The sequence below is a fragment of the Brevibacillus laterosporus DSM 25 genome, from assembly GCF_002706795.1.
Lineage (GTDB): Bacteria > Bacillota > Bacilli > Brevibacillales > Brevibacillaceae > Brevibacillus_B > Brevibacillus_B laterosporus.
The window spans coordinates 207,963-232,167 of record NZ_CP017705.1 but is presented as its reverse complement, the minus strand read 5'-3'; the positions used below and the strand labels follow the sequence as shown (position 1 = coordinate 232,167).

26 protein-coding genes and 5 pseudogenes are annotated in these 24,205 nt (G+C 36.2%); 18 read left to right on the top strand and 13 right to left on the bottom strand.

Annotation, left to right across the window (positions count from 1 at the left end; genetic code table 11):
* Positions 1-1,087: 1,087 nt before the first annotated feature.
* The 6 genes and pseudogenes from BrL25_RS01040 to BrL25_RS01015 all read left to right on the top strand — a co-directional run bounded on the left by BrL25_RS01040 (position 1,088) and on the right by BrL25_RS01015 (position 4,917).
* A complete protein-coding gene (locus BrL25_RS01040; RefSeq protein WP_018673972.1) occupies positions 1,088-1,342 on the top strand; it encodes a hypothetical protein in 255 nt (84 codons plus the stop codon).
* 334 nt (positions 1,343-1,676) lie between these two features.
* Complete coding sequence (locus tag BrL25_RS01035) at positions 1,677-2,120, top strand: hypothetical protein (RefSeq protein ID WP_018673973.1); 444 nt, start codon at positions 1,677-1,679, stop codon at positions 2,118-2,120.
* A gap of 363 nt (positions 2,121-2,483) precedes the next feature.
* The gene (locus BrL25_RS01030; protein WP_328150820.1) at positions 2,484-2,825 is read left to right on the top strand and encodes an HNH endonuclease signature motif containing protein; all 342 of its coding nucleotides are present in this window, start codon (positions 2,484-2,486) and stop codon (positions 2,823-2,825) included.
* Between the two features lie 796 nt (positions 2,826-3,621).
* Positions 3,622-4,147, top strand: a pseudogene (locus tag BrL25_RS01025) (phage terminase small subunit P27 family).
* A gap of 103 nt (positions 4,148-4,250) precedes the next feature.
* A complete protein-coding gene (locus tag BrL25_RS24605) occupies positions 4,251-4,484 on the top strand; it encodes a phage holin family protein (protein WP_018673974.1) in 234 nt (77 codons plus the stop codon).
* Between the two features lie 37 nt (positions 4,485-4,521).
* A complete protein-coding gene (locus BrL25_RS01015) occupies positions 4,522-4,917 on the top strand; it encodes a GH25 family lysozyme (RefSeq protein WP_206765458.1) in 396 nt (131 codons plus the stop codon).
* A 671-nt stretch (positions 4,918-5,588) separates the two neighbouring features.
* Here the strand turns inward: BrL25_RS01015 and BrL25_RS01005 are convergent.
* The 5 genes from BrL25_RS01005 to BrL25_RS26345 all read right to left on the bottom strand — a co-directional run bounded on the left by BrL25_RS01005 (position 5,589) and on the right by BrL25_RS26345 (position 7,937).
* Positions 5,589-6,251: a hypothetical protein gene (locus tag BrL25_RS01005; protein WP_018673977.1), complete on the bottom strand. Its 663-nt coding sequence runs from the start codon at positions 6,249-6,251 to the stop codon at positions 5,589-5,591.
* 76 nt (positions 6,252-6,327) lie between these two features.
* Positions 6,328-6,501, bottom strand: a complete 174-nt coding sequence (locus BrL25_RS01000; protein ID WP_081621656.1) for an aspartyl-phosphate phosphatase Spo0E family protein — start codon at positions 6,499-6,501, stop codon at positions 6,328-6,330.
* A gap of 452 nt (positions 6,502-6,953) precedes the next feature.
* A complete protein-coding gene (locus tag BrL25_RS26355; RefSeq protein WP_026315352.1) occupies positions 6,954-7,280 on the bottom strand; it encodes a hypothetical protein in 327 nt (108 codons plus the stop codon).
* A 29-nt stretch (positions 7,281-7,309) separates the two neighbouring features.
* The gene (locus BrL25_RS26350; protein WP_026315353.1) at positions 7,310-7,684 is read right to left on the bottom strand and encodes a hypothetical protein; all 375 of its coding nucleotides are present in this window, start codon (positions 7,682-7,684) and stop codon (positions 7,310-7,312) included.
* Positions 7,685-7,736: 52 nt separating this feature from the next.
* On the bottom strand, positions 7,737-7,937 hold the full coding sequence (locus BrL25_RS26345; RefSeq protein ID WP_026315354.1) for a helix-turn-helix domain-containing protein: 201 nt from the start codon (positions 7,935-7,937) through the stop codon (positions 7,737-7,739).
* Positions 7,938-8,105: 168 nt separating this feature from the next.
* On the opposite strand from BrL25_RS26345, the gene BrL25_RS25025 reads away from it, so the two are divergent.
* The gene (locus BrL25_RS25025) at positions 8,106-8,255 is read left to right on the top strand and encodes a hypothetical protein (protein ID WP_018673979.1); all 150 of its coding nucleotides are present in this window, start codon (positions 8,106-8,108) and stop codon (positions 8,253-8,255) included.
* 100 nt (positions 8,256-8,355) lie between these two features.
* Here BrL25_RS25025 and BrL25_RS00980 read toward each other — a convergent pair whose 3' ends face one another.
* The gene (locus tag BrL25_RS00980; protein WP_018673980.1) at positions 8,356-8,589 is read right to left on the bottom strand and encodes a spore coat protein; all 234 of its coding nucleotides are present in this window, start codon (positions 8,587-8,589) and stop codon (positions 8,356-8,358) included.
* Between the two features lie 363 nt (positions 8,590-8,952).
* Between BrL25_RS00980 and BrL25_RS25415 the strand changes: the two are divergent.
* The 8 genes and pseudogenes from BrL25_RS25415 (at position 8,953) to BrL25_RS00945 (ending at position 16,411) form a co-directional block, all read left to right on the top strand.
* Positions 8,953-9,154 (top strand): annotated as a pseudogene (locus BrL25_RS25415) (DUF7667 family protein).
* 324 nt (positions 9,155-9,478) lie between these two features.
* Positions 9,479-9,880: a hypothetical protein gene (locus tag BrL25_RS00970; protein WP_018673982.1), complete on the top strand. Its 402-nt coding sequence runs from the start codon at positions 9,479-9,481 to the stop codon at positions 9,878-9,880.
* 453 nt (positions 9,881-10,333) lie between these two features.
* Entirely contained in the window at positions 10,334-11,467 is a 1,134-nt protein-coding gene (locus tag BrL25_RS00965) for a glycerol dehydrogenase (RefSeq protein ID WP_099327217.1), read from the top strand.
* Positions 11,466-11,700 (top strand): annotated as a pseudogene (locus BrL25_RS26445) (dihydroxyacetone kinase); the annotation flags it as partial. The gene BrL25_RS00965 and the pseudogene BrL25_RS26445, both read left to right, overlap by 2 nt.
* A 358-nt stretch (positions 11,701-12,058) precedes the next feature.
* Positions 12,059-12,196 (top strand): hypothetical protein, encoded by a 138-nt coding sequence (locus BrL25_RS24600; protein ID WP_018674167.1) that lies wholly within the window; start codon positions 12,059-12,061, stop codon positions 12,194-12,196.
* Positions 12,197-12,444: 248 nt separating this feature from the next.
* Positions 12,445-12,627: pseudogene (locus tag BrL25_RS00955) on the top strand (SDR family oxidoreductase); the annotation flags it as partial.
* 597 nt (positions 12,628-13,224) lie between these two features.
* Entirely contained in the window at positions 13,225-13,986 is a 762-nt protein-coding gene (locus BrL25_RS25410) for a LolA family protein (RefSeq protein ID WP_018674165.1), read from the top strand.
* 1,186 nt (positions 13,987-15,172) lie between these two features.
* Positions 15,173-16,411 (top strand): hypothetical protein, encoded by a 1,239-nt coding sequence (locus BrL25_RS00945; RefSeq protein WP_018674164.1) that lies wholly within the window; start codon positions 15,173-15,175, stop codon positions 16,409-16,411.
* Positions 16,412-16,786: 375 nt separating this feature from the next.
* On the opposite strand, the gene BrL25_RS00940 is transcribed toward BrL25_RS00945, so the two are convergent.
* Together BrL25_RS00940 and BrL25_RS00935 are read right to left on the bottom strand one after the other, a co-directional pair.
* Positions 16,787-17,773: an iron-hydroxamate ABC transporter substrate-binding protein gene (locus BrL25_RS00940; RefSeq protein WP_018674163.1), complete on the bottom strand. Its 987-nt coding sequence runs from the start codon at positions 17,771-17,773 to the stop codon at positions 16,787-16,789.
* A 419-nt stretch (positions 17,774-18,192) separates the two neighbouring features.
* Positions 18,193-18,597, bottom strand: coding sequence for a DUF3221 domain-containing protein (locus tag BrL25_RS00935; protein ID WP_018674162.1), 405 nt, complete (start codon positions 18,595-18,597; stop codon positions 18,193-18,195).
* A 165-nt stretch (positions 18,598-18,762) separates the two neighbouring features.
* Between BrL25_RS00935 and BrL25_RS26440 the strand changes: the two are divergent.
* Positions 18,763-18,981 (top strand): annotated as a pseudogene (locus BrL25_RS26440) (YolD-like family protein).
* A gap of 179 nt (positions 18,982-19,160) precedes the next feature.
* On the opposite strand, the gene BrL25_RS00925 reads toward BrL25_RS26440, so the two are convergent.
* Together BrL25_RS00925 and BrL25_RS00920 are read right to left on the bottom strand one after the other, a co-directional pair.
* Positions 19,161-19,610, bottom strand: coding sequence for a GNAT family N-acetyltransferase (locus BrL25_RS00925; protein WP_018674161.1), 450 nt, complete (start codon positions 19,608-19,610; stop codon positions 19,161-19,163).
* 156 nt (positions 19,611-19,766) lie between these two features.
* On the bottom strand, positions 19,767-20,321 hold the full coding sequence (locus tag BrL25_RS00920) for a TetR/AcrR family transcriptional regulator (RefSeq protein WP_018674160.1): 555 nt from the start codon (positions 20,319-20,321) through the stop codon (positions 19,767-19,769).
* A 144-nt stretch (positions 20,322-20,465) separates the two neighbouring features.
* Between BrL25_RS00920 and BrL25_RS00915 the strand changes: the two genes are divergently transcribed.
* Positions 20,466-21,578, top strand: coding sequence for an alpha/beta fold hydrolase (locus BrL25_RS00915; protein ID WP_018674159.1), 1,113 nt, complete (start codon positions 20,466-20,468; stop codon positions 21,576-21,578).
* 218 nt (positions 21,579-21,796) lie between these two features.
* The gene (locus BrL25_RS00910; protein ID WP_018674158.1) at positions 21,797-21,958 is read left to right on the top strand and encodes a hypothetical protein; all 162 of its coding nucleotides are present in this window, start codon (positions 21,797-21,799) and stop codon (positions 21,956-21,958) included.
* A gap of 168 nt (positions 21,959-22,126) precedes the next feature.
* Here BrL25_RS00910 and BrL25_RS00905 read toward each other — a convergent pair whose 3' ends face one another.
* Genes BrL25_RS00905 through BrL25_RS00895 form a run of 3 tightly spaced genes read right to left on the bottom strand, consistent with a single transcriptional unit; the run spans position 22,127 to position 24,019 of the window.
* On the bottom strand, positions 22,127-22,783 hold the full coding sequence (locus tag BrL25_RS00905; RefSeq protein ID WP_018674157.1) for an ABC-2 transporter permease: 657 nt from the start codon (positions 22,781-22,783) through the stop codon (positions 22,127-22,129).
* The gene (locus BrL25_RS00900; RefSeq protein ID WP_018674156.1) at positions 22,773-23,639 is read right to left on the bottom strand and encodes an ABC transporter ATP-binding protein; all 867 of its coding nucleotides are present in this window, start codon (positions 23,637-23,639) and stop codon (positions 22,773-22,775) included. Before BrL25_RS00900 ends, BrL25_RS00905 begins: the two co-directional genes overlap by 11 nt.
* Positions 23,636-24,019, bottom strand: a complete 384-nt coding sequence (locus tag BrL25_RS00895) for a GntR family transcriptional regulator (protein ID WP_018674155.1) — start codon at positions 24,017-24,019, stop codon at positions 23,636-23,638. Before BrL25_RS00895 ends, BrL25_RS00900 begins: the two co-directional genes overlap by 4 nt.
* Positions 24,020-24,205 lie beyond the last annotated feature (186 nt).

Sequence of the window (24,205 nt, the reverse complement as noted above, 5' to 3'; positions counted from 1 at the left end):
GCTTCGTAATCGAGAGTTTGAACGATTCTTACTCTATTATTGACAAGGTCTATATTAGTTCCATTGCAATGCAAGGGCTTCACCCTTTCGTGTTCCAGTTTCTATTAAAAATCCTTAATATAAGAATGTGTGTTCTGGTTTAAGCGTAGAGGAAACAACCTGAACGGTTGTGTGTCCTCAGGATCAAAAGAAATATAAGCAATTAAATACTAAAATGGCAAGTCATCATCACTAATGTCTCTAGGTGTATTAATAGAAAAAAGATCGGAAATTGGGTGTTTTACTACCTCATCTTTTGATTTTTCTTCTAATTCAACTTCCCAAGCTTTAGTAGACCCTCTTTAAAGAATGTAGTTTTCTCACCACATTTTGTACAATAACGTGCATTTCCTTCCGCAATTTCTTCGCACTATGGGTAGCCATTATAATCTGTTCTTGTACATTTATTAACTATCGTAACACCACATATTTTACAATATTATCCACCATTAATTTGTTCATTTAAGCACCGAGGACATTTATTAGCACGTCCATTTTTATCAACATTAAATCCATTGTAGATCAGTTTATAAATTCTTCTTTTCGAAAGTTTATTATTACTGCATAACTGATAAAATTTTGAATTTTAACTCACGAAAAACAACAATTAATGCAGAAAATTTATATATACTTCGCAACAATATGCAAGGCTGTTTGATTGGGAAATGACTCCCGATCAACGCCAAGAACATACGATAAAAGTAAATAAATTTGAGGGACTTCTTTATGAGCAATTAAGATAAGAACCAAACAGTCACTTTTTATTAGAACTACATAGAGAGTATCGTACAGCACTTGCACAACAAGTTAAGTATCATTCATTTCTTCACTAAAAAGGATTGGAAGATGAATTTCTAATGTTTCAAATGGAGAATACGCCTTAAATACAAATCTTGGGTAAGCGTGGGGGAATAGCGATGGGTAAGCAGATATCTTTTTTACCGGAGATCGACAGAAAAGCAACACAAAAGCACCACAAAAGAAGATAGAACAATATTTAGAAGATACGCGGATCTATAAACAAATTGGTTTTGTACGTAGAGAGATAGTGAATACCCCAAGCTATGAACCAAGACTTCATGGACAAACAAACAAAACCAGCGATCCAGTAGCAAATTGCGCTGCTTGGAATGTAGATCAAGAGCAAGAAGTTAAAAGGCTCTCTGAACGTGTAGAATGGGCTGTAAGCCGTCTTCTCAAAGACAGAGATGAGTTTTTTTATCCAGAACAGATATTAAGAGCGGGAGGATGCCTTGGATTGCCTCCTGTGCCGCGAACTAAATATGAGCAAGCGGACAAATGAAAGACAGAAAGCAAGAGCATTCTATTTACTTGCACATATGTTAAAAGCAGAGGTCATATTGGAAGAGGCTTCATGAGTGGCGGCTACATGGCGGAATATTGGCGGTAGAATGGCGCTCCATTTGAAGAATAAGGTGATAAAATGGAAATAGGTAAATAAAAGCAAGGACAGGCTACTCGATCAATCGGGTGGCTATTTTTATGTCAAGCATGAATATAATTAAAATAAGTATATTGAAAACACAGAATTAACAGGTTATTATATATCCATAATCTCTTATGTAATTTTTTTACAATAAAGGTTTATTATTGAAATTAGGAGGAGGATGGTAAAAATGAAAGTTGTACGCAAGTTTTTAATTTCATTAATGGGATTGTCTCTGATGTTATCAGCAGGAGCGACAGGAGCATTAGCGAGTGAAAATGTAATCAACACCCCAAACCAATTTCCACCAAGTATTAATAAGTCTGAAAAAAGTGTTCTTCCAGCAGATGATGCCCGTGAGAATTTTGTTAAAGACACACTTTACCATGCTTTTTACCAAGTGGGTCAAGGAAAAAAGAATGTGGTGGTTTATAATTTAAATCAAAGATATTCTCATAATCTACAAGGCATTCAAACATCTTATACAGTACGTTATGGTAGCATTCTTTATGGAGTGTGGGTTTTCACAGATGGTGAATTCTGGAATAATGGGGATGGCGGATGGATTAACGGGGGGTATCAAGGTAGTTTTGATAGGTATGCAGGATATGTACGATTCCATAGAATAAGTTGAAATCCCGTTTTGTAAAGAAGATATCACTATACATGATCCTCTTTTTGGATCATGTATTTTTTTATTGGAATCAAAAAAATCTCCTAATAAAAATACGTTTGCTTAATGTTTACATCATGTTGCAATAACTCTGTTTGAACTGTAGTTTCTGTAAGCAATAATCCTCATTTCTGCAACAGTAACTCTAGTTTTTGCTGCGTGATGTATGCAATAAGTACACAAAAGAAAAGAAATAAATATATAGGTCATTTTGATAGATATTTTTTCTATTAAACAAGGGGGATGAAACAATGCCTAGCAAACCATTAAAGACCTGTTTGCATTCCAGATGCCCAACATTAACTCGCGAAGCTTTATTGCCCTTTGCATCAAAAGAAACAAGTCCAGCAATATGATCGGGAACGTGGATCAGCTACGCAACGTGGTTATGATGCCAAGTGGAGAAAAGCTAGAATAGGATTTTTAAGAAAGCATCCATTTTGCAAACATTGCTTTGATAAAGGATTCCTAACGGGTGCTACAGTAGTTGACCATATCATTCCACACAAGGGAGATAAGACGTTGTTTTGGGATCGGAACAACTGGCAGCCATTATGTGAGCAGTGTCATAGCCGGAAGACTGCTAGAGAGATAGAGGCGCTTGGAGATAATCTATCAATTTATTCGAGACATGATCTATATGATGGAAGGTGTTTAGTGAAGTAGTAGTCAGGAAGAAAAAATATATTCCAGACTACCACTTTTTATTAAATTATAGATTCCTGTTATTGGAACAGTATTTGTACAACATTTACGGGGTAACTCATTGTTTCTGTAACTGTTGAGTCGGAGTTCGCAAACATAACGTTAATTCAAAGCATGTCAGTTAGCAATATCCACATCTATAGCAGCAGTTTAAAGAAGGTATTCCCAGTCTTCTGCATTCTCTAACACAATCATCGTCAGGAAGAAAAGAATAATAGTGATAAGGGATAGGTGGAAGAGGTTGAGGGTTAAGAGGATAGGGATATGGCTGTGGACTGTAAGGCACTGGTTGACTCATGCCGTAAGGTGTTGAAGGCGCATATGGCATAGATTCTGTACATATTGTATACCAAGGTCTTGTTTTATACTGTCTACATACAGGCTCGCATTCTTCAACTGTACCTGGATTTTCTCCAGATGTGCACTCCTGCATACATTGCTCATAGGTATAAGGAACATTATAACAAGCCAAATACAATCACTCCTTTTCTTAATCTTAATTTTCTAGATATTATATTTATCTGTATACCTTTTGGGTGATTATCCATGCATAATTGGGTGAATACCTACCAATACATAGCAAGGCCAAAATTCAGACGTTCACAGAGTCGCAGAAAGTGGGTAAGGTGAGTTTTTAATAGGAATGGAAGGATTGAGTAGTGGGTATCGAAAACCTGCACAGTGCTAACGCTAGACCGCGTAGTAGTCTTCCGTAAAAAAGTTCCCTAAATGGATTTTCAGAAATGAAGGTGAGGAGATGGCTAGACCAAGGCAACCAGTTGACTTGTTGCTTTACAAGGGAAAGAAAAACGTAACAAAAGCAGAAATAGAACAGCGTAAAGCCCAAGAAATAAAAGCGGCAAACGACAAAGTTAAGCCACCTAGCTACCTACCGAAAGACTTGAAAAAAGAATTTAAAAAGAGCAAGCGAGCTGCTGCATATCGGCATCATGACTAATCTTGATGTAGATGCATTGGCTCGCTTTTTATATGCCCGAAAGATGTATATAAAGGCCACAGACGCCTTGTTGGAAACGGAATTGACAGTGCAACGCAAACAAGCAATTCATGATGATGACGGGGCAGTAATTGACATGAACGAATGGGAGGAAGCAAACATAGCTTATTCAGATTTATTGAGTAACCAAGATAAATTATTCAAGCAATGTAGATCAGTAGCAAGCGACCTGGGCCTTACCATTGCATCTCGCTGCAAGGTTGTAATACCGAAACAGGAGAAGCAGGAGCCTAGCGAGGTCGAAAAGGCGTTTGGTGATTTATGATACATGGAAAACGTAATCAAAGTTCTTTCAGCCGTAGGAGGTGCAGCAGTTACGTGTCTTATTGATGGATGGTCTTATTTACTCACTGTATTAATTTTTTTGTATGTTTTACTACGCAAGTGGTATAGCGGCAGAAGGGAAACTAAAAAGCAAAATTGGACTCATCGGGATAGCAAGAAAACTTTTTATTTTTGGGATCTTTGCAATTGCTTACATGCTGGATACTATTAGCCTAGTTGAAAGGAAGCTGAAAGAAGGTTCTCAGGGAGCGAATAATACAGGAATTAAAGTGGGGTATTATCATTTTGCCCACCCTGATTTATCTGCCCAAGTATAAGCAGAGCGTTTTGTACAAACGGTTAAAGGGCTAACGTGTGATATGCCGCGAGACGGACAAAGGGTTAACACCTGCACAGATTACAACGTTTTGCCTTTCGTTTCTTAACCATGTTAAGGGCCACACAGGAAAAACGCCTATGATTTACACAGGAGCTTATTTTGCTAAACGTAACCTTGGGAAAGCTTTATCTAGCTTTCCTTTGTGGGTAGCCCATTACAATACAAACCAACCTATGCCAAACCCTACATGGAGCCGCTGGGCGGTATTCCAGTATTCCGATTGTGGGAAAGTGGCTGGTATTAAAGGTAATGTGGATATGAACTGTATGGAACAAGATTTTTGGAATGCAATTATGAAGGGGGAAACACCTGTGGATAAAATGTTAGCAGATGAACTTATTTTAGTTTTGAAAACACAATTTGAAAGTTAGTGACGCAATGGGGATGAAGGAGCAAGAGAAATATCTTGGGGAGCTGGCTGATCGAGTAAGGATTGCTAGTGGGCAAGCACCGCAAAACCGATAGAGTTAATCCAAAATCCTTGATAGGTTTTTATAAAATATAACTAGCATCTATAGAGTGTTTATTATTAAATAACGATGACTGAGGAGTGATATTGGGCTACCATAAAAGATGACAATAGTAGCCCAATTAATCAATATAATTATTCTATTATTACATAAGTTTATGGTGTACATATTTTATTTTGTGTAGGCTAAGATATAAATTGTAATAAGCAATAAGAAACTAATAAGTGATAGTATCCGACAAGTTTTATAACGAGACATGTTTTTTTCCAATAATGATTTTATTACTTCAAAAAAATTAAACAAAAACGTAAAAGCAAATATCAATAACAAAGATAAATAATAGTATTTCATAAATACCTCCTAATATAGGTTATCCTCATCGTCAAATGATGGGATTAGATAGACGAGAAAGTCCCCTTTCAAAAAGAGGACTTGTCTTGAATTTTAGGAGGGTACAAATATTTCTGTCTACCCTCGAAAAATATCTTAGAAGAGATTCAAGAAGGCAAAAAAGTTTTAACGTTCAAACTAACATTACTAACTTGAGGTTTCTTTCCATAATACGAGTAATTTTAATAATCAAATTCAATACCGAAATCAATTACTTTACTTACTGATTGAGGTTTAATTGAAAGTCCAGCTGGAAGTATAACAAATTCTACATCCCCAGACCAAGTTTGGTGGCCATATTGAAATTTAATATTGGTTGATCCTGAATTCCTTTCGTCTGTATATACATATTGACTAATGTATCCTTTGTGAAGGTTGTTACTTGGCATTGCTTTTAAATCTATTTCTCCACCAACTCCTACACCTGGGTCCCAATCTTTTGCTTTGGTACTTTCGGAACACTTCCATTTTTTATCTACGTTATCTGGCTTATGACAATATCGAAGTTCAAAATCTTTAACCTTCCCATTTGCTGACATCGGCAAAGTCCATTTATTACTCACTGGATACCCAATACTTATTCCGTCAGTTAATTCCCAACGAGGACTATCTGTCCATTCATACTTTCCATATAAATAAAACTTCTTTTTCCCTTTCTTATCACTTTTTTCCTCGAAGGCAGTTCCTCTCAACTCAAGAGTACCACCATCTATATCTTCACCAGATAGACCATGTATTGCCTCTTCTTTGACGACTTTATAATTAGTTGCTATTTTCTTAGCATCATTTTGAATTAGTTGGTGAAGAACTTGGACGGGATAATCATTAATCTCACTTTCTTCCATTCCAACATGGCTGTTTAATTATTACCCCTACTGGGTTTCGTATAAGTTTCCCGTACAGCTTATTCATATCGACCAACTAGAGTCTAAGCTTCTGAAAGATAACGATGTACTCATCTAGTTGTTGGCTCAGTTGTATTACGTTTGGGTGTAAAAAAGAGCCTTTTTTGAAATATACCTGTTCTAATTCTTTGCGGAGGATTTCTATAAGCCTTTGTAAATCATTTTCCAGTTGTGAATTTTCTGTTTTCATATCCTGTAAGTGAGTGGTAGAATATTCTTGAGTAACATTTTTGGTTGCTCAAGGTATAGGCGTTCCTGTGAGTTTAGCGGCTTTTGGGACGCCTTTTTTTGTATTGTTAAAGGACACAAAATAACTACAGATACCTCCTTTCTTCCTCCTATGTATTATTTTACCATACCGTTTTGATAATTCATGTGGAATAAAAAAATTGAAACGTTCTTCAAATTATGACAAAAAATCACAAAATTTTCACACAAAAAAGGACGCTAATTAATAGCGCCTTGAAAAATCTCAGAATGAATTAGTGACCAGGATCAGCGTTATTTGCACGCACACTGAAAAATACCAGATTTTTTGTGGGCTTTATTTCATCCACTGATAAAACCATAATATTTATGATTAAACTTAGAGATAATACCATTAGAGAGTATTTCTTACTCATTGCAATCCTTCTTCTATTGTTAATTTTTTCCTCTTATTTCATTATACGCTTTTTCTAACTTTTTTACATATTGCAAATCAATTGGCCTTGATATTTTGGAGAAGTGGGTGAAAATCTCTTGCAAACATTCCGTAATCTCTGCAAGTGCGTTTATTTCGCCGTATGCTGTTAAACTGTTAATGTAACTGTCCATACCTTCATCAAGAAGTCCTTTATTTATTTGGTAAGCACCTTTTTGACGATAGTATCTTGCAAGCGATGCCACTTTATAAGGTGTATGTGGATTATCGGGTAATAATTCTTCTTCCTTGCTAATTATTTCATCTATTGAATCTGTGATGTTCAAATGGGAGTATATTCCCAGTAGTTCATTTATTACATGTATTTATTGACTTTACTTAATTCAAGCATATATTGTTCCAACATTGGTAATGCTATGTCAAACTCTTTTTTCTTAGCTTTGGTTACTGCTTGTGTTATCATAGTTGATTCTGGGACAAAACCATGCTCGAATTCCCTAAAGACTTCCAGATGACTTTCAACATTGTCATAGTTATGTAGGTCAGAATTTGAGTTAATCATTGCTAAATACGCTCTAGCCTTTAACTCTGTATCTTTTTCTTCTAAAAGAATCCCAGCCTCACATAGTTCAATACATTCAAAGTATTTCTTAATGTTATGAGCATGTAATGACATTCTGAAATAGAACGTTATTTTCTCGTCGTCAGATAGAAAATCAATATAATGCAAACCTTCTTCTCCTACTTTAAACGATTCCTCCAACCGTTTTAAGTCATCTCTCTCAATAAGGTATTTTTATAGTATCTGCTATTAGTTTGAGATTTCTTAGCTCTGGACGCTTTGTTTCACCTGATTCTATTTTTGAAATGATTCCTTTGCTAACTCCCGATCTTCTTGATAATTCTGATAAAGTGATTCCAAATTCCTCTCTTTTTTCTTTTATCAGTTCCCCCAATGTTGTGGAAGTTAAAATTTCATTCATACAAATCCCCTTCCTAAATTAATAAAACATGATATTTCTTAACATTCTAACTTAAATGTATAATTATGTAAATGAGAATAAAATATAGTAATACTATCTATAGGATTAATAAAAAACCTATAAAAACCTCTATTCTGTATATTGATATTGTTTCTTATGAGTGGACAAGTGAAAGCAACACAAGAGGATAGGAGAGTAATTGATTCTGCATGGGGATGTGTAGATAAGTTTGATTCAACGTTTAAACAAATGAAGTTGAAGAATGATGAGGATTTCTGGTGGATACCTTTAGAAGATGTAGTGAGAGTGGGATATTAACAGAACAGGTACACTAAAACGCCAAGATTGGTCAATTGGATCAACAAACAAAAATCCTTTCCCAAAAGGAAAAGGATTCGAGAGAGCTCCACACTTTATTTTAAAATATTGATTGAGATGACTCTGGAAGATTCAAGGTTGTTTTTGCGGTCTTCATATCCATTTGAATTTGCTCGTTTATATGATAAGCATGATAGTAACCTTTGCTCATCATGTAGTTTGTTATTTTTTCATGAGTAGCGATGGCATCATCTAATTGTTTGTGCAAGATTGTACGAACGTCAGGAGTAGCTACCTCAGTCAAAGCAGCTGCGTAGTTCGAAAAAATGACCAAGCTCTAAAGGTTAGCAAGGGATTTTAACATAATCATTATTAATGTTTTTACTTCATTTCCTATGTTATTAGTGTAGAAGTCTAAGCAGTGCATCCTTCAACTAGCTAGAATGTATTCCTTTGTGGGAACAGGGGTACAGCGATCCCCCCTCTAACGGATAACCGAAAAAGGGGTTGTGTTATTTTATGTAGAATATGGTGATTACGTTTAGCAATACATAAAAAGCAGGGGGGAGAAATGAGATGTCAGGTAGTCACGGACCAGAAATAGGTTCTCTAGGATCAGTAGAAGGCAACAGAGCTTTAGAACTTATGGGACCGCCAGAAGGAAATTAATAGTTGCTAAGTTTTCGTCCATCAACGGATGGCAGAGCTTTGGTTCATCAATAAAACAAGGGAACTTACTGACTCAGAAATGACAGAAATGAGCCATTGCTTGAGTGCAAACACTTAAAAGAGCTTGGGAGATAGCAAAACTCAAAAACTTATCTTTGAATGCCAGCCTAACAAATGATACCGAATGGCAGCACGAGCGTTGCGCAAGGATAGAAAAAATTCAAGGATGAAATAAAATGAAGAAAATCGTCTCCTAAGAAATAAGGAAACGATTTTTTCTTTTGTAAATCAACTTCAAGGTGCGTAAAAAATGAAAGGAAGTAATGGTATCTAAAAATTGTAAGATATGGTGTTTATGCTGACATGAATGGATCTAAAAGACATTACATAATCAAAACAAAAGGCTGATGAGGATTCTCTTCAGATAACTTCACCTACATTTATTTTCGTTAATTTATGTCTTATTTGTTAAATATTAGAAAAAACGGAGGTTTTTTGTGGTGAAAAAAGAATTTCTACTATGTACGGACAAAATATAAGGAGGAGACATATTTATGAAAATGTCAAAAAACAAATTAATAGCGGCAGTAACCACTCTTACACTAGGGTTTGGATTTACGATGGGAGTAGCACCAGCTTTTGCGGATTCAAACCAATCCGTCTTACAGCATGCTTCTATCTCTTCTATTGAGAAAGAGGAACACCCTTTCACTGGCTATGTTATTTCTATTGATGATATGTACATGGTTGTGGCAAATACTTCTACACAAGAAGACGCACTTTCCTATAAAGATGATTGGTGGGAATTAGCTTCTCAAAATAAAATATTAAGAGTCCCTATTTCTACTGGTGACGATTACGTTTTGGGTGAAAAGTTGAATATATATGCAACAGCATGGTCTTTGTCAATTCCACCAATAGCAATTGCTCCTACGATTCAAAAAATAGCCGATTAATATCATACTTCTGACTTGTCAGCTATGTATTACATGTTATGGCAGTTTTTATGTACGGTTCAGTTGCCCTTTGAAGACCACTTTGTTGTAAATGTCAATCAGGCCCCTTTTCAATATGAAAGGGGCTCTTCCTTTTTCAACATTGTGTCTTTTCTAACCTAGCGTACTGCTCATATTAGCTTTAATATCTTTCGTCAGGCTGCAAGTTGAGCTTCTTTAACGTATTCACGCTGTCTTTAAGAACCCGAACACCTTTCTCTTTGAACAGTCCTTCTTCAATAAGAGTCTTTTCTCCCTGTTCCTCGTATGGCAGGACAAGATAATACCATTTTAGTACTTGGAGGATAAGATAATACGACGAGAAAGCGCTTTATTTGGAGTGGATTGTTCAATGATCTTTGTACAAGGTAGCTCTATAATGGGGGTACATTAACACAAAGGAGGATTACCCAAATGAGAAAAGCATTTATTAGTCCAACTAAGTATGTTCAGGGTGAAAATGAAATAGTCAATTTGGGGTATTTCATCAAGACATTTGGTGATTCAGCTCTTCTTATTGCTCATCAAGATGATATAGCACGTGTGAAAGATAAACTTAAGCAAACTATGGAAAAATTTGGTGTAACAATTATTGTAAGCGGTTTCAACGGAGAGTGCTCTCGAAATGAAGTTCATAGATTGCAACAGCTTGCAAAGGAACATGCTTGTTCTTGCACCATTGGATTAGGTGGGGGTAAAGCAATTGATACTGCGAAATGTGTAGCAGAAGGAGAAGCGTTAATTATTGTGCCGACAATTGCAGCGACGGATGCACCAACAAGCCATTCTGCCGTTCTTTATACACCAGAAGGGGAGTTTGATGATTATGCTTACTTTAAGCAAAGTCCAAGTGTAGTATTGATAGATACAAACGTTATCGCTAATGCTCCTACACGCTTTCTAGTTGCGGGTATGGGGGACGCGCTTTCTACTTACTTTGAAGCAAGAGCGACCGCTAACTCTTATTCGAATGTGAATGCAGGACTTCCTTGTGGAGCAAATGCAGGAGTTGGTCAGCCAACTAAAGGAACAAGAGCTGCTCTTGCCCTTGCCAAGCTTTGCTATGAAACACTGCTTGAAGACGGTCTAAAAGCTAAAATATCCTGTGATTCCAATATCGTCACTCCAGCGCTTGAAAATATTATCGAAACAAACATTCTGTTATCAGGTTTAGGATTTGAAAGCGGTGGTCTGGCAGCAGCGCATGCCATTCACAATGGCTTAACCGCGTTGGAAGGAACCCATTCGTATTATCATGGTGAGAAAGTCGCATTTTCTACGCTAGTTCAATTAGTCCTTGAAAATGCAAACAAGGGAGAAATAAACGAGGTATTGAATTTCTGTGTAAGTGTGGGTCTTCCAGTTTGTCTCGCTGATATTGGCGTAACGAATGTCACAAGATCCGAGTTGCTCAATGTCGCCCAGAAAGCTTGTATACTGGAAGAATCTATTCATTCCATGCCTTTTCCGTTGACTGAAGAAAATGTAGTAGCAGCTATTATGGTGGCGGATCAAATCGGGCAGGAATTTAAGAAAAAGGGTGAGTAATACTCCTGCTCTTCAAATTAATCAACCGTTTAGCCCGCTACGTGTTAACGAGATAGTTATTGGAATCCCAAGTAAATCAAAACGTTTCTTATCGATGTAGACGGATAAGAAATATGCAAAGATCGATCAGAATACCATTCTCTTTACACAACCCGAAATATCTGGTTGATAAGGTGAGTGAGGTTATTATAGAGAATGAAGTTCCTTTTTTTGAACTGGATTCCCATGCAGGTTAAACGATAAAGTAATAAAGTGTAGATCAATACCTAGAAATAAAAAATGATGGTGTAACATTACGTTCAGGTCATGGCGAGGGAAGTTTTGAAGTAAATGGAACAGGTTCGTTTGAAGGAGTAGTTGGAGCATATTTAGAAGTAGTGACGTATGATATTACTGATTCAAATAACATTAAAAAAGTAAACACTCGAAGTATTAATATATAAGCTCTATTAAAGATTATGGTTGATATTTTACTTAAAAAGAGGACTCCCAATCGGGAGTCCTCAGCGTGTAGACAAAATACCGAAAGGTATGGAGAGTCTGCACGCTTTTTTGTTGAATGTATCAATATAGTGGAAAGGAGTGGGTTTCTTGTTAAAAAGACAAGATGCAGAAGCCCGTTACCAACTGTCCGTTGTTTCGTTAGATGAGCTTGTCCCTTCTGATCATTTAGTTCGTAAAATTGAAAAAGCATCACAAATGGTAATTTTAGGCCGTATTTTTTATTGAATATATAGAATGACAAGACAAAAGTATGATATTAATCGGCTATTTTTTAAATCGTAGGTGCGATTGCTATTGGTGGAATTGACAAAGGCCATGCTTTTGCAAAAACATTCCACTTTACACCTAGAAGCCCACATTTTTTTTCATTAGTCGTAAATATTCTTCATGTGTTTTCGAACTTACTCTTGTTATCTGATACACGATACCTCAATTTCGCGGCCTCATACTGTAGTTTAATGAGCACTTGTTATACGGAGATGAATGCTGGGACATTGCAAGATCCCAATGGACAGAAATTTGCCGCTGGTCTTTCAACCTTCAACAGGTGGGGGGAGCCTGAAGATGTGGGGGATATGGCCGCCTTTCTTGCCTCATCGGACAGCCGTTGGGTAACCGGTCAATTGATTGATGCAAGTGGCGGATCTCATCTGTAAATCAACGGTTCCGAAACCTAGCTTAAGAGCCAGATTTCACTGTATTGATCCGAGCATTGTATCCGTCATCGAGGCGATGGCTTGTCTTAGAGGATCAGTACAAGCGATAATCGGCATACTAGGGTCATTGTGGTTTTTTGAAACGAAAAAAATTGTAAGCTAACGTACGATTTTTTTCGTTTTGTGACGTGATCCCTACAGTAAGTATGAGCCTATAAAGGATACATGAAAGGACGATCTGTTGATGAAGCAGATATTGGAAGCCAACAATGTCATTCACTGCTGATTAAAAAGAGGAGTCTGGCAAACACCTCACTTACTGAAGTAGAGCGACAGATTTATTATGTAGCACTCCACTCCAAATGTGGATCAGATTAGTGCTTTTATATTCTAGGACGATTATCATGAGATTTGAAGGTTAGTCACCTACGGGTGGCTATTTTTTATTCTTACAAAATAGGGAGACATAGAGCAATGTAAGATCGATGATTTTTTATGATCTATAAAGGCAAGAACCAATATCGAAAGATGTGGTGTCACAAAATCTGTTTTGCTGGATCAAATAGGGGAATAAGAAAAAAGAAAGGTTGGTATTTCATGAAAAAACAAGTATTTCTAGCCCTAAGTATGTTCACTCTTGCTCTCTCGGCTGCTTCCCCATTTTCCCATGTTTTTGCTCAAACAGTGAACGCAACAGCTATTCAGCAGAAAACCTTGAATCTGGATCAGGTGATTGCTGAAATCAATCAAAAACAACCAATTTCCACATACTCAGAAACTACCTTTACGTCTACTATCATTTTGCCCAATAATAACAAAGAAACATATACAATACAAAGTAAAATTTGGGATAATACGACAAAAAATGAGCTGCGTGCAGAGGAATTTGATAAGGATAGGATAACTTATTACGTTAGTAAGGGAGGTAAGTCCAGGTCTTATAAGGCGGGGAATAAGGAAGCAGTGCTCTTCCCAGCAGGAGTAACAGCAATTGCTGATAATAAAATCAATCATACAAAACAAAAGCTGATAAGATTTAAGGAAGAAGCTATCCAAGCTGACAGTAAGATGACTTTTCATGTTGTAGAAGAATCATTCCTGAATCGACCGGTATATCATTTTTCTCGCAAACAAGAAAACGTTTTCCAGGGAAAGACTCGTGTCTACCTGACAGATTTGTGGGTTGATAAAAAAACGGGTTTTCTATTAAAGGAAACTATTAATGACAACAATGGGACACAGGCTTCAGAATATACAGTAACCAAAGTGAATTTTAATCCTACATTTAATGAAAAAGATTTTACGCTTGATTTACCTAAAGGAGTAAAACTAGTAGATAGTAGTAAAAAGAAAAATTAATAGATTGTAGCTAAGCACCCAATGCGGTGCTTTTTCTTATGTACTCCATACATTCGTCATAGGTACGAGGGACACGATAACAAACCAAATACAATCACTCCTTATCTTAATCTGATTGTTCTCGATATTATATTTAGCTGTATACTTTTTGGGGGGTTATCCATGCATTATTGGGTGAATACCTACCATGCGTAGCAAGGCCCAAGTACAGATGTTCACAGAGTCGCAGAAAGTGGGTGAGGTAAGTTTTTAAAAGTGTAGGAAGGTTTTAGGGGAGAGTGGGGTGTCAAAAACCTGCACAGTACCAACGCTAGACCGAGTGGAAGTCTGCTGTGAAAAAAGTTCTAAATGAATTTTCAAATGAAAGAGTACAAAAAAATGGCATATTTTTCAAAAGTGAGTTTTTATTTGTTGCCTAAAACTTTACATCATAACTATTTGTATATCGTAAAACTTGTAACTATCCCCATATGTTTTGTCATAATTTACATAGTCATACATATATGGTTCACTGGGAGAATTCTATGAAAAAAGTATTTTAGTAGCACGGAACCAAGGTAGAACTTTCCATGACGGTATTGATTACGTTACTCCAAAAGGAACATCTATCGTTGCCGCAAATGATGGTGTTGTTATGGTAGTGGGTAGTCTATAAGGTTTTGGAGAAACGATAATCATCGATCATAATTCAGAGTTCATGACATTTATGGGAGCATTAAACCAGGATCTTTTCTTGTTAAAATAGGATATTATGTAAAAAAAGACAAAAAATTCTGCAGTGGGCTCGTCTGAATCAACCGGAAATAAACTGCATTTTACCGTGTACAAACAAGGGAAACCTGTAAAACCAAACGATTTTTTAAAGCAGTCAAGCAAGTAAATATACACAGTCACCTATCGTTTAGATTAGGTGGCTGTTTTCTCTTCCCCAAACGCGCGGGAGCGTTCTCTTTTTTGAACTAACAGGCAGGATGATGTAAGTATTGTTCCGTGAAAATAAAGTTGTAGACTGTAAAATAAAGTATTAGACTGAAAAAGAGTTATTGAGCTAACGTGCAGTTATGCGCCCTAAGTAACGTTAACACTTCTTCCTTAAACATTTCGAATATGACAGTCAGCTAATTCCAATCGTATTTATTGGTAAGAACAAATTATAAAAACACTAGTAAAGCGAGAGAACCTTACTGTGAAATCTACCAAATATTTCAAGATCATACTTTCTTTGTGTCTCACTTTTTTACTCGTTCCGCATGTCGTACAAGCAGAGCAACAGATCATCTCGATGAATGATGATATCCCGACAGAGAAGGAGATTCAGGTGCCACCTGGTTTGACAGAGCCATTCTTTGTTCCATTTATGAGACCGCTTCTGGATGCGGACCCACTGTTTAAGGGTCGTCAACCATTCCCATTTTTCGCGCTTGTATCCCCCACTGGAAAAATAATAGCAAGTCAGGAATTCACGGATTGGCCTGGCTACATCAGTCCGTTCAGAAATGGATATGGCTTCTTTAAAACAGGAGTTATGTTTAAGTACAGCGAGTATATTATTTACGACAAGCAAGGAAACATTCAGGAAACGGCTTCGTACGACAATTCGTTCTCGCAAATTGATGGCGAATGGTTTTTATCTTATGACAATGAACAGTCTTACTTTTACAATGTCCGTACCAAAACCACCAAACAGCTTACCGGTGAGGAACAATGGTGGAGTATTCCAGATCAATATACGGGTAAAATAGCGTACGATATTCATCACTACCCTTTTGTGCAATATCAAAAAAGTAATGGAATGATTACATCCTACAAATTCGGTTTAAAAGATATGAATGGAAAAGTATACTGCAAACCATTTTTCGATGAATATATGGGATATAGCGAAGGATTACACCGTGTAAAAATAAACGGCATGACTCACTTCATCACTCACGAAGGAAAAGTCGTATTGAAGCCTTCACGAAATTACAAGGTGGAATCAAACTTTCATTCGGGCGTAATCATCGTATCAGGAAAAAAGGATAAGGAAGAATTTTATTTGCTGATGGACAAAAAAGGGACCTTCGTGTCAAAAAAGTACGCTTTTATTAAGGAGACGAATGACGGACAGTTTATTGCTGTTTCGAAAACAAAAGACGGATATTTTTTTCAGAAAATAAATGCCATGGACAAAGCTATTACAACACTGAGTTACAAGCTGGATAAACCAGAAAAACTGAAGCAGCTGAATCAGACCGGCAAGCTGTATCACACTGATATACATATCATTACGGACATAGCGAATCAACAGCCATTCCCATTTCCGCACAAACTGCTCACGCCTCCGAGAAATGAGACGGTTGCAATTGAATACACAATAGCAGGTATTAAACGAATGGGTGTGTTTACACATGAAGGAAAACAAATATATGCGAGACAGGTTAAGTAGTCGATCGACGCGATACGTATACGTTATGAACGAGAATAAATTGTATTTAACCCCCCTTCAGTTACTGCTAAAGGGGGGTTACTCATATAACCGACTAGATTTGGGAAGTGAAATAATTTCAGAGGGAATTCGCGATTACGAGAAGCTTTTTTAATAATCACTAGCCTCTGGACTCATGGGGGATTCACCAGATTGTTTCATGGAGGGGTCAATATCAGCAATAGCGACTAGTTTTACCCCCTATTTTAAAGTGAGATTATTTACTTGTTATTGAACTCCGAAATCATAGACTGATTCTCTTAAGCAAAATGGGAAACAAAAAAAGCGTGTAGCTTACTCCAATAAGGAGTAGCTACATACTCTTCTGGTTCGAACTTATTTTTTAGACATGAGGTTATTGACAATTTGATCTAGTTGGTTATTTAGGGCCATAGCATCTTTAAAGTACATGGATTGTACGTCATATTCGTAAATATGACCGGATTTAACTGAGGGGAGGTTCTTCCATATAGTTGTTTCAACGACCCGTTTTTTGCTAGCACCAGTACCACTCGTCGTCCCTACACTTGTATTGCGAACGCCAAGAAAAATATGATCAGCTTCTGTTAGATAATCTGGGATTGCTTCCAAAGAAATTTTAGCCCAGCCTGTTTCAAATACATCTGCTTCTACTTTGGCTGGTGCATGTAAACCTAATTCATCATAAAGAATATCTCCGCCACGTCCATAGGTTTTTCCATAAATAAATATATCTTTATCAGAAATTTCGACAATGGCGACTTGTTCGTTTGGATTTACTTTTTGAAAGAGTTCTTTTTTCTTCTCAGCAATTTTTTTGTCAAAGTTGCTTAGCCAATCCTTAGTTTCTGCTTCCTTATTAAGGATTTTACCCATCTCTATCAATCGATCGCGGTAAGTAGATTTGCCATACGGAATGAAAACGGTAGAAGCAATCTTAGAAAGTTGTTCATAAGATTCCTCTTGATAGGTGAGGATGAGATCTGGCTTTAAACCGATAATGGTTTCCATAGAAACACCTTGCTTATCTCCAACCTTTACAACACCATCTAGATGCCCTTTGTAGTAGGGGGTATCAAACACCCAGCCAGCAGCTCCTACGGGTTTAATCCCTAGTGCTAGTACATCACCAACATAATCTTGAACACCTACCACAACACGTTGTGGATGGGCGGGTATAGTAATATCTCCTTTTTCTGTTTTATAGATTCTGGTTTCTGCTTGTTTCTCTTGTGTTGTTTCTTTTTGTTCAATAGGAGAAGCATTATTTCCACAAGCGCTTACCACCAGCGCAAAGAGTAGGAAGATGCCCCCTTTTGTACGTATTCTTTTCAGCAAATTCATGGATGTAACCTCCTAAAATGATAGCAGTAAGCTTCTTATTACTCTAAATAAATAATGAAAATGATTATCATTACTGATTATGCAATTAATAAAATACTACGTAGCCTGCATGAAGTCAAGCCGCATCAGGCAGAGTGAGGAAAAGATACGGAACAATAGATAATTGATAACGTCCTACAATGTCCTGTTTTTTTAACAATAAACTCCCTCCTTTCTGCTTTATTCATGCACTAACAAAAAAGCGTGCAGACCTTCGTACCTTACGGTACTTTGTCTACACGCTGAGCTAACTTATAAAATAAGTTAGCTTTTTACGATATGCTTTTAGGGAATTTTGTCTTGTTATTAATACATCATATCTGGGATTTTCAGGTCGTATTTTTTATTGAAATATTGAATGACAAGACAAAAGTATGATTTTAATCAGCTATTTTTTCAATCGTAGGTGCGATTGCTATTGGTGGAATTGACAAAGTCCATGCTTTTGCAAATACATTCAATTTTTCTCCTAGAACGTAATGGTCACCAGTAGATACAGGGACTCTTAATATTTTGTTTTGAGAAGCTAAATCCCACCAATTATCTTTATAGGAAAGTGCTTCTTCTTTTGTAGAAGTATTTGCCACAACCATGTATATATTATCAATAGAAATGACATAGCCAGTGAAAGGCTGTTGTTCCTCTTTCTCAACAGAAGAGATAGAAGTATGCTGTAATGATGATTGATTTGAATCCGCAAGAGCTGGTGTTACTCCCATCGTAAATCCAAAACCTAATGTAAGAGTGGTTACTGCTGTTATTACTTTGTTTTTTGAAAATAACATAATCACATTTCCTCCTTATATTTTATCCGTACATAGTAGGGGTTCTATTTTTACATAGCAAAACCTTTATATATTCAAATAATTAACAAATATGTCAAAAATTAAATTAAAAATTAGCTTGGTTGGATTTATCTGAAGAGAATCCATGAGGATAAGAAACTGATCATGGAAGAGGACGAGCTAGCCGAGTTTTGTTACAGGATATCTGACTCTCGACAGTATGACTATGCGCTTACCAAGTAGCTGGTGGAAAGCAACGAAAGAAGATCGAGGCGTGATTGAATCCGGATGGAGAGGGGGATAATTTTGATAGAACATGTAAGCAGAATAAGTTAAAAAAATGCTGGGGATTTCTGGTGGATACCTGTAGAGGATGTTGGTTAGTGTGGAATCTAAACAGTACTTCTTACATCTACATAGAATGTATTGGACTATGAGAATAGAGAAACACCAACGCATGGTAGAGCTTTGGCTTATTAAAAAACAAGGGAACTAACTGATTCAGAAATGATAGAAATGAGTCATTGCCAACGTGCAAACACCGCGCTCTTTAGCTGGACGTATTAGTATCCTTTGGTTTTGATCAGTTGAGTATTTCCCACAACCTCAAACCCTAATCTTGTGTAATAGTTACATACCCTCTTATTGGAAGGATTTGTTTCTAGTTGAAGGGCAACGATATTATCCATTTTCTCTATATAATTAAGAAAATAAGCACCTATCCCTCTACCTCTGGAATCTTCTTTAACGTATAACTCATCTATGAATAGAATGTTTCCACCAAACTCGTTACTCCAAAAGAAAACCAGTATTGAATATCCAATAATTTCATTGTTGTGTAATAAAATGAATATCCGAATCTTTTGTGGATTTTTTTTACACTCGTTAATAGTAGAGTTTACTTTCGTACGGGTCATTGGTTGACCTTCAAGATCCTCGCTATAGAGGGATTTTACCATTTCAAGAAATTGATTATAGTCAGCATCCAAATAATCCCTTACCTTTATATCCATTACTATATCACCTGTCTATTTTTAAAAAAATTGTACCATATGAGAAAGAGAGTAGGTTGAAGAGCTTTGTTGTTTGTAACGTCACTTGTTTTGACTAGTTAAGTTAATTGACACTACGCTGGTATTATCCCTAATCAATAAGTCTGGCTGACATGCTTATTTATGATTAAAAATATACTGTTGCATTTTGTCGGCCAGGTCAATCGCACTCGTGTCTTTATCATTTTTTAAAGTCCAGTTCATAAGCACCATAGCATTTGCCACATATAGTTGGGCTAGATAATCAATCGAGACGGTTGGTGTGGTCAGTTCTTTTTCCAGATAAGAAAAGCAGGCATTGTATAAAATCGTCTCAAATTCTACACGTAAATCTGCTAAAGACACGTGTACGTTTAACAGTGTAGCGATCTCGGTTTTATTTGCTGATGTCTGATCTATAATCATTTCAATGACTTCAGCCACATTACCTTGGTCCATGGATTCAAAGCGCAGGGCAATTTCTTTTTTAAAAGAGCTGGCATGTTTTTTTGCTATTTTTTCCAGGAGATCATACTTGTCTACAAAATGACTGTAAAAAGTAGATTTGCTGGTTAAAGAGCGGGTGCAAATATCTTTTATCGTAATTTGACTGAAATCTTTTTCATTCAGCAGATTGATTAGTGCTTCTGAAATGCTTTTTTTGGTTTTATATACGCGAACATCTTCTTCCATATCATCAATACCCTTCTACATGTCTCTTTTCGAACCAATGGTATATACATCGTTCGACTTCGTACGCCTTGTACTTTCTTGCTTATTGTTAGATCGGATAAATCCCTTTACCATGGTTTTGTAATCAATTGGAGGAGGGATACGATGTTTAAACAATATGTTGCCAATGAACAATTTAACTTGCAAATTAATCGTTTTTTAAATGACTATTATCAGGAAGATGAACGGGCAAACAGTGATTTGAAAGGCATTGTTCCAAGACTGACAGGTACAGAAGGCTGGTTTGAAGCTTGGCTGGAATATGCCGTAATGCGCGAAGAACAGCAGGATTATGATCTTGCTTCTGTCTATTATCAAGCTGCCGAATTTTATCTAGCTCCGTCAGATCCCAACAAAGAGAAAATGTATCAAAAATATCGCGAGACTTTCTATAAAGGTTTTCATGATTTTGTCTATGAATCCTATCAAATTCCCTATGATAATTCCTATCTTCCAGCGATTAAATTACTTACACCAGGTGCCGATAAAACCTTGCAGGTATTTGGTGGCTATGATTCCTATATGGAAGAAATGGTAAAGATGATGAATTTCATCAGAGGGATTAATTATCATATTATTGTCTTTGATGGTCCTGGACAAGGGACAGCGCTAAAAAATGGTTTGAAATTCATTCATAACTGGGAAAAACCGGTTTCTGCAGTAATTGACTACTTTAAACTTGACCGTGTTAGTATTATGGGAGCTTCATGGGGCGGTTATTTGGCGATGCGTGCTGCTGCTTTTGAAAAACGGATTGACAAAGTGATTGCATTTAATATTTTCTATAGCGGTCTTGATGCGCTAAAAATTCGGATGCCGGAGGATGTTTGGAATAAACTGACTTCTCTTTTGGCTGCGAATGAAGCTGATAAAGTCAATGCAATGATTCAAAAAATGATGGTCTCCAATATTGACTTAAACTGGAAGGTTACAAAAGGCATGGAAAATACGGGTGAGAAAACACCATTTACGTTGATTAAAAATTTTGAGAAACATACAATGGCTGGGATCGGTCAGTTTATCAACCAGGATGTATTGCTGCTAGCTGGAGAGGATGATCAGTACGTTCCAATCAGTCGTCTGCTGCAAATCCAGCATGAACTCTGCAATGCAGGGTCAATTACTACAAAAGTCTTTACCAAAGAAACGGGCGGTGAACAACACTGTCAGGCTGGTCATCGTGATTTGGCTTTTCATGAAATAAAAAAATTTCTGTAAATGTTATCTCTAGTGTTGCACAAAAAAACAAAAAATTAATAGTTTTCTACAGAAGCAGCTAAAGATAAGGCTGCTTCTAGTTTGCATTAAAAAGCAGGTTTTTTATGGGTAACTGTATTCTAATAAATTACATACGTTACATGATAGGTGTTGAGGCACAATGACATGAACGAGAGATATGTAGCTCATGTTTACATTATTGAAGGGAGAGCGTTCTTATGAGACAAACTCAAATGCTTCCATGGATGGAAGAATGGGTAAAATCATACAGTCAAGAAGAGAAAATACTGAAAGAAATATGTAAGGATGAATTGATTGATATTTTTCACATTAGCCGGTGCAAGAATAATAAAAGGGAAGAACATAGTAAACATGACTAATATGTTCTTCCCTTTATTTTTCGAGCATTTCAGATTCTAGGTATTGATAACCCACGCAAAGACATTTTAGAGGCAGAAATTTGATTGCAGGACGCTTTAACGTTGTATAAATACAATCTCCTTACACTAACCCTTGATAAGGGAGGCTATATGCTACAATCTTGTATTCTACAGATTTTTTTTCGAATAAATATTTGATGAAATGTACATTGATACGAAACCAATTAATAACGCAATACCTAAAGGAAGCCAATCCATAATTATTTGAGGGATTAATTCAAAAAATGAATAATCAAAGGATAGGTTTGACGATTGCATCCATTTTAAAACAGTAGGAAGTACAAAAGGTGTTAAAAAAATTGTGAAGAATGAAATATATCTTGTTTTCTCATAACCTAGATGAATTTGAATTGGTATTAATATTCCAAAGAAAATAGAAACGACCAATAATGCTATGCCGATGTTTAAAGGAGTTAGCCGTTCTAAGCCAACGGATGATCCAATTACAGTTGCTAGGTTATATAATAAGAAGCAGGCCATAAAGATCAAAAGAACAAATAGGTATTTTCCTTTAATGATACCTTTTCTTGTATAAGGGGTTGTACATAGAAGTGCTGCACCTTTATATTTCTCTTCTGACATTGAAACCATATTAAATAAAATAAATTCTGCGAATATCACAGTAATAAGAAAGCTTACAAAACTACCGCCACTAAATTCTAACTTCGAATAGAGATAGATTGGACCTATAACTGCAAAAAGTAGCATGGGTATCATATATTTTTTGGCAAGAATTAAATCCTTTTTTACAAGATTAATAACCATTTCCATTCCCTCCTATATAGGCTAACATTATATTTTCAATCGATGGTCTCTCTATAATGACATCTTTCATTTGTTCTAGGATCACCTCCTGTTTATCTGTGATACCCTCAAACCCATATGCTGTTTGATGCAACCTTAAGAATAATTTTTCAGTATGTTGATTAATGAATTGATTGTCGCCTTTTATTAAAGCATGACGGTCTAATAATTCGTCTTTACTTTCATTTAAAATAATTCGACCATTATCAATGAGAATAAGAACATCAGCAATTTTATCTAAATCAGAAGTTATATGCGTTGAAAAAAATACACTTTTTCCTTCTTCATTCATAAATTCTGACAGTATCTCCATTAACTCACTTCGAACAAGTGGATCTAGGCCACTTGTTGGTTCGTCCATTATTAATAAATCAGCATGATGAGAAAGAGCTAACGTAATGGCAAACTTCATGCGCATACCTTTTGATAAATGGGAAATTTTTTGATCCAATCTTAAATCAAATCGATTGATGTTCTTTGAAAATACGGATTCATCCCAGTTACTATAAGCAGGGGCGATTATACTTTTCATCTCTAGTAATGTCATTTCTTCATAGAAATATCCTTCATCCAATACGACACCTATCTGATTTTTTATTTCTTGTTCATGTTTTTCTAACTCTTTTCCCTTGAAACGTATATTCCCAGAATCCTTTCTATAGAGCCCGAGTATCGTTTTAATAGTGCTTGTTTTCCCAGACCCATTTGTACCAATAAAACCAGTAATACAATCTTCCTTTAAAGAAAAATTGATATTATCTAAACGAAAGCTACCTAATTTTTTATGTAAATGCTTCACTTCTAAAACATTCTTCATTGTTCATCATCCTCTTCAAAAAGTATATCCATCATTAAATAGAGTTCTTCTTTCTGAATACCTAGGTTTTTAGCCATATGCCATACTTCTGATAATTTTTTTTCTACTAAGTGCTTTTTAGTCTCCATTAATATATCTACATTTTCTGATGCTACGAAGGATCCTCTACCTGCTTTCGTGACAACAAATCCCTCTTTTTCTAACTCCTCATACACCCTTTTTGTTGTGAGTACGCTAACCTTAAGATCGTTTGCTAATGAACGAATAGAAGGTAGCTGTTCTCCTGCCTTTAATTCTTCACGAAGAATTGCTGATTTAATTTGGTCCTTTATTTGCTGATATAATGGTTGGCCTGAATTATTCTTAATAATAATTTTCATGATATGTACCCCTCGTTATTCTAACTGTATATTATATTAATACACAGTATGCACACAGTCAACAAACAATACACTCTTAAAGAATCAAGCACATCAGCAAATTTTGAACCATACAAGTAGTCGAAACGTTGAATAGTTATATACCAAATTCAATACAATTATTGTACGATGAAGTAAACAAAATGA

Bases quoted from the DNA above. Each gene is read 5' to 3' on its own strand.
- BrL25_RS00965 (WP_099327217.1), top strand. From the start codon at position 10,334: ATGAGAAAAGCATTTATTAGTCCAACTAAGTATGTTCAGGGTGAAAAT.
- BrL25_RS00940 (WP_018674163.1), bottom strand. From the start codon at position 17,773: ATGAATTTGCTGAAAAGAATACGTACAAAAGGGGGCATCTTCCTACTC.
- BrL25_RS01005 (WP_018673977.1), bottom strand. From the start codon at position 6,251: ATGGAAGAAAGTGAGATTAATGATTATCCCGTCCAAGTTCTTCACCAA.
- BrL25_RS00970 (WP_018673982.1), top strand. From the start codon at position 9,479: ATGAAAATGTCAAAAAACAAATTAATAGCGGCAGTAACCACTCTTACA.
- BrL25_RS26345 (WP_026315354.1), bottom strand. From the start codon at position 7,937: ATGAATGAAATTTTAACTTCCACAACATTGGGGGAACTGATAAAAGAA.
- BrL25_RS24605 (WP_018673974.1), top strand. From the start codon at position 4,251: ATGTTTTACTACGCAAGTGGTATAGCGGCAGAAGGGAAACTAAAAAGC.
- BrL25_RS00935 (WP_018674162.1), bottom strand. From the start codon at position 18,597: ATGTTATTTTCAAAAAACAAAGTAATAACAGCAGTAACCACTCTTACA.
- BrL25_RS00920 (WP_018674160.1), bottom strand. From the start codon at position 20,321: ATGGAAGAAGATGTTCGCGTATATAAAACCAAAAAAAGCATTTCAGAA.
- BrL25_RS01000 (WP_081621656.1), bottom strand. From the start codon at position 6,501: ATGAAAACAGAAAATTCACAACTGGAAAATGATTTACAAAGGCTTATA.
- BrL25_RS01035 (WP_018673973.1), top strand. From the start codon at position 1,677: ATGAAAGTTGTACGCAAGTTTTTAATTTCATTAATGGGATTGTCTCTG.
- BrL25_RS00905 (WP_018674157.1), bottom strand. From the start codon at position 22,783: ATGGTTATTAATCTTGTAAAAAAGGATTTAATTCTTGCCAAAAAATAT.
- BrL25_RS25410 (WP_018674165.1), top strand. From the start codon at position 13,225: ATGAAAAAACAAGTATTTCTAGCCCTAAGTATGTTCACTCTTGCTCTC.
- BrL25_RS00910 (WP_018674158.1), top strand. From the start codon at position 21,797: ATGAGACAAACTCAAATGCTTCCATGGATGGAAGAATGGGTAAAATCA.
- BrL25_RS00915 (WP_018674159.1), top strand. From the start codon at position 20,466: ATGTTTAAACAATATGTTGCCAATGAACAATTTAACTTGCAAATTAAT.
- BrL25_RS00900 (WP_018674156.1), bottom strand. From the start codon at position 23,639: ATGAAGAATGTTTTAGAAGTGAAGCATTTACATAAAAAATTAGGTAGC.
- BrL25_RS00925 (WP_018674161.1), bottom strand. From the start codon at position 19,610: ATGGATATAAAGGTAAGGGATTATTTGGATGCTGACTATAATCAATTT.
- BrL25_RS00895 (WP_018674155.1), bottom strand. From the start codon at position 24,019: ATGAAAATTATTATTAAGAATAATTCAGGCCAACCATTATATCAGCAA.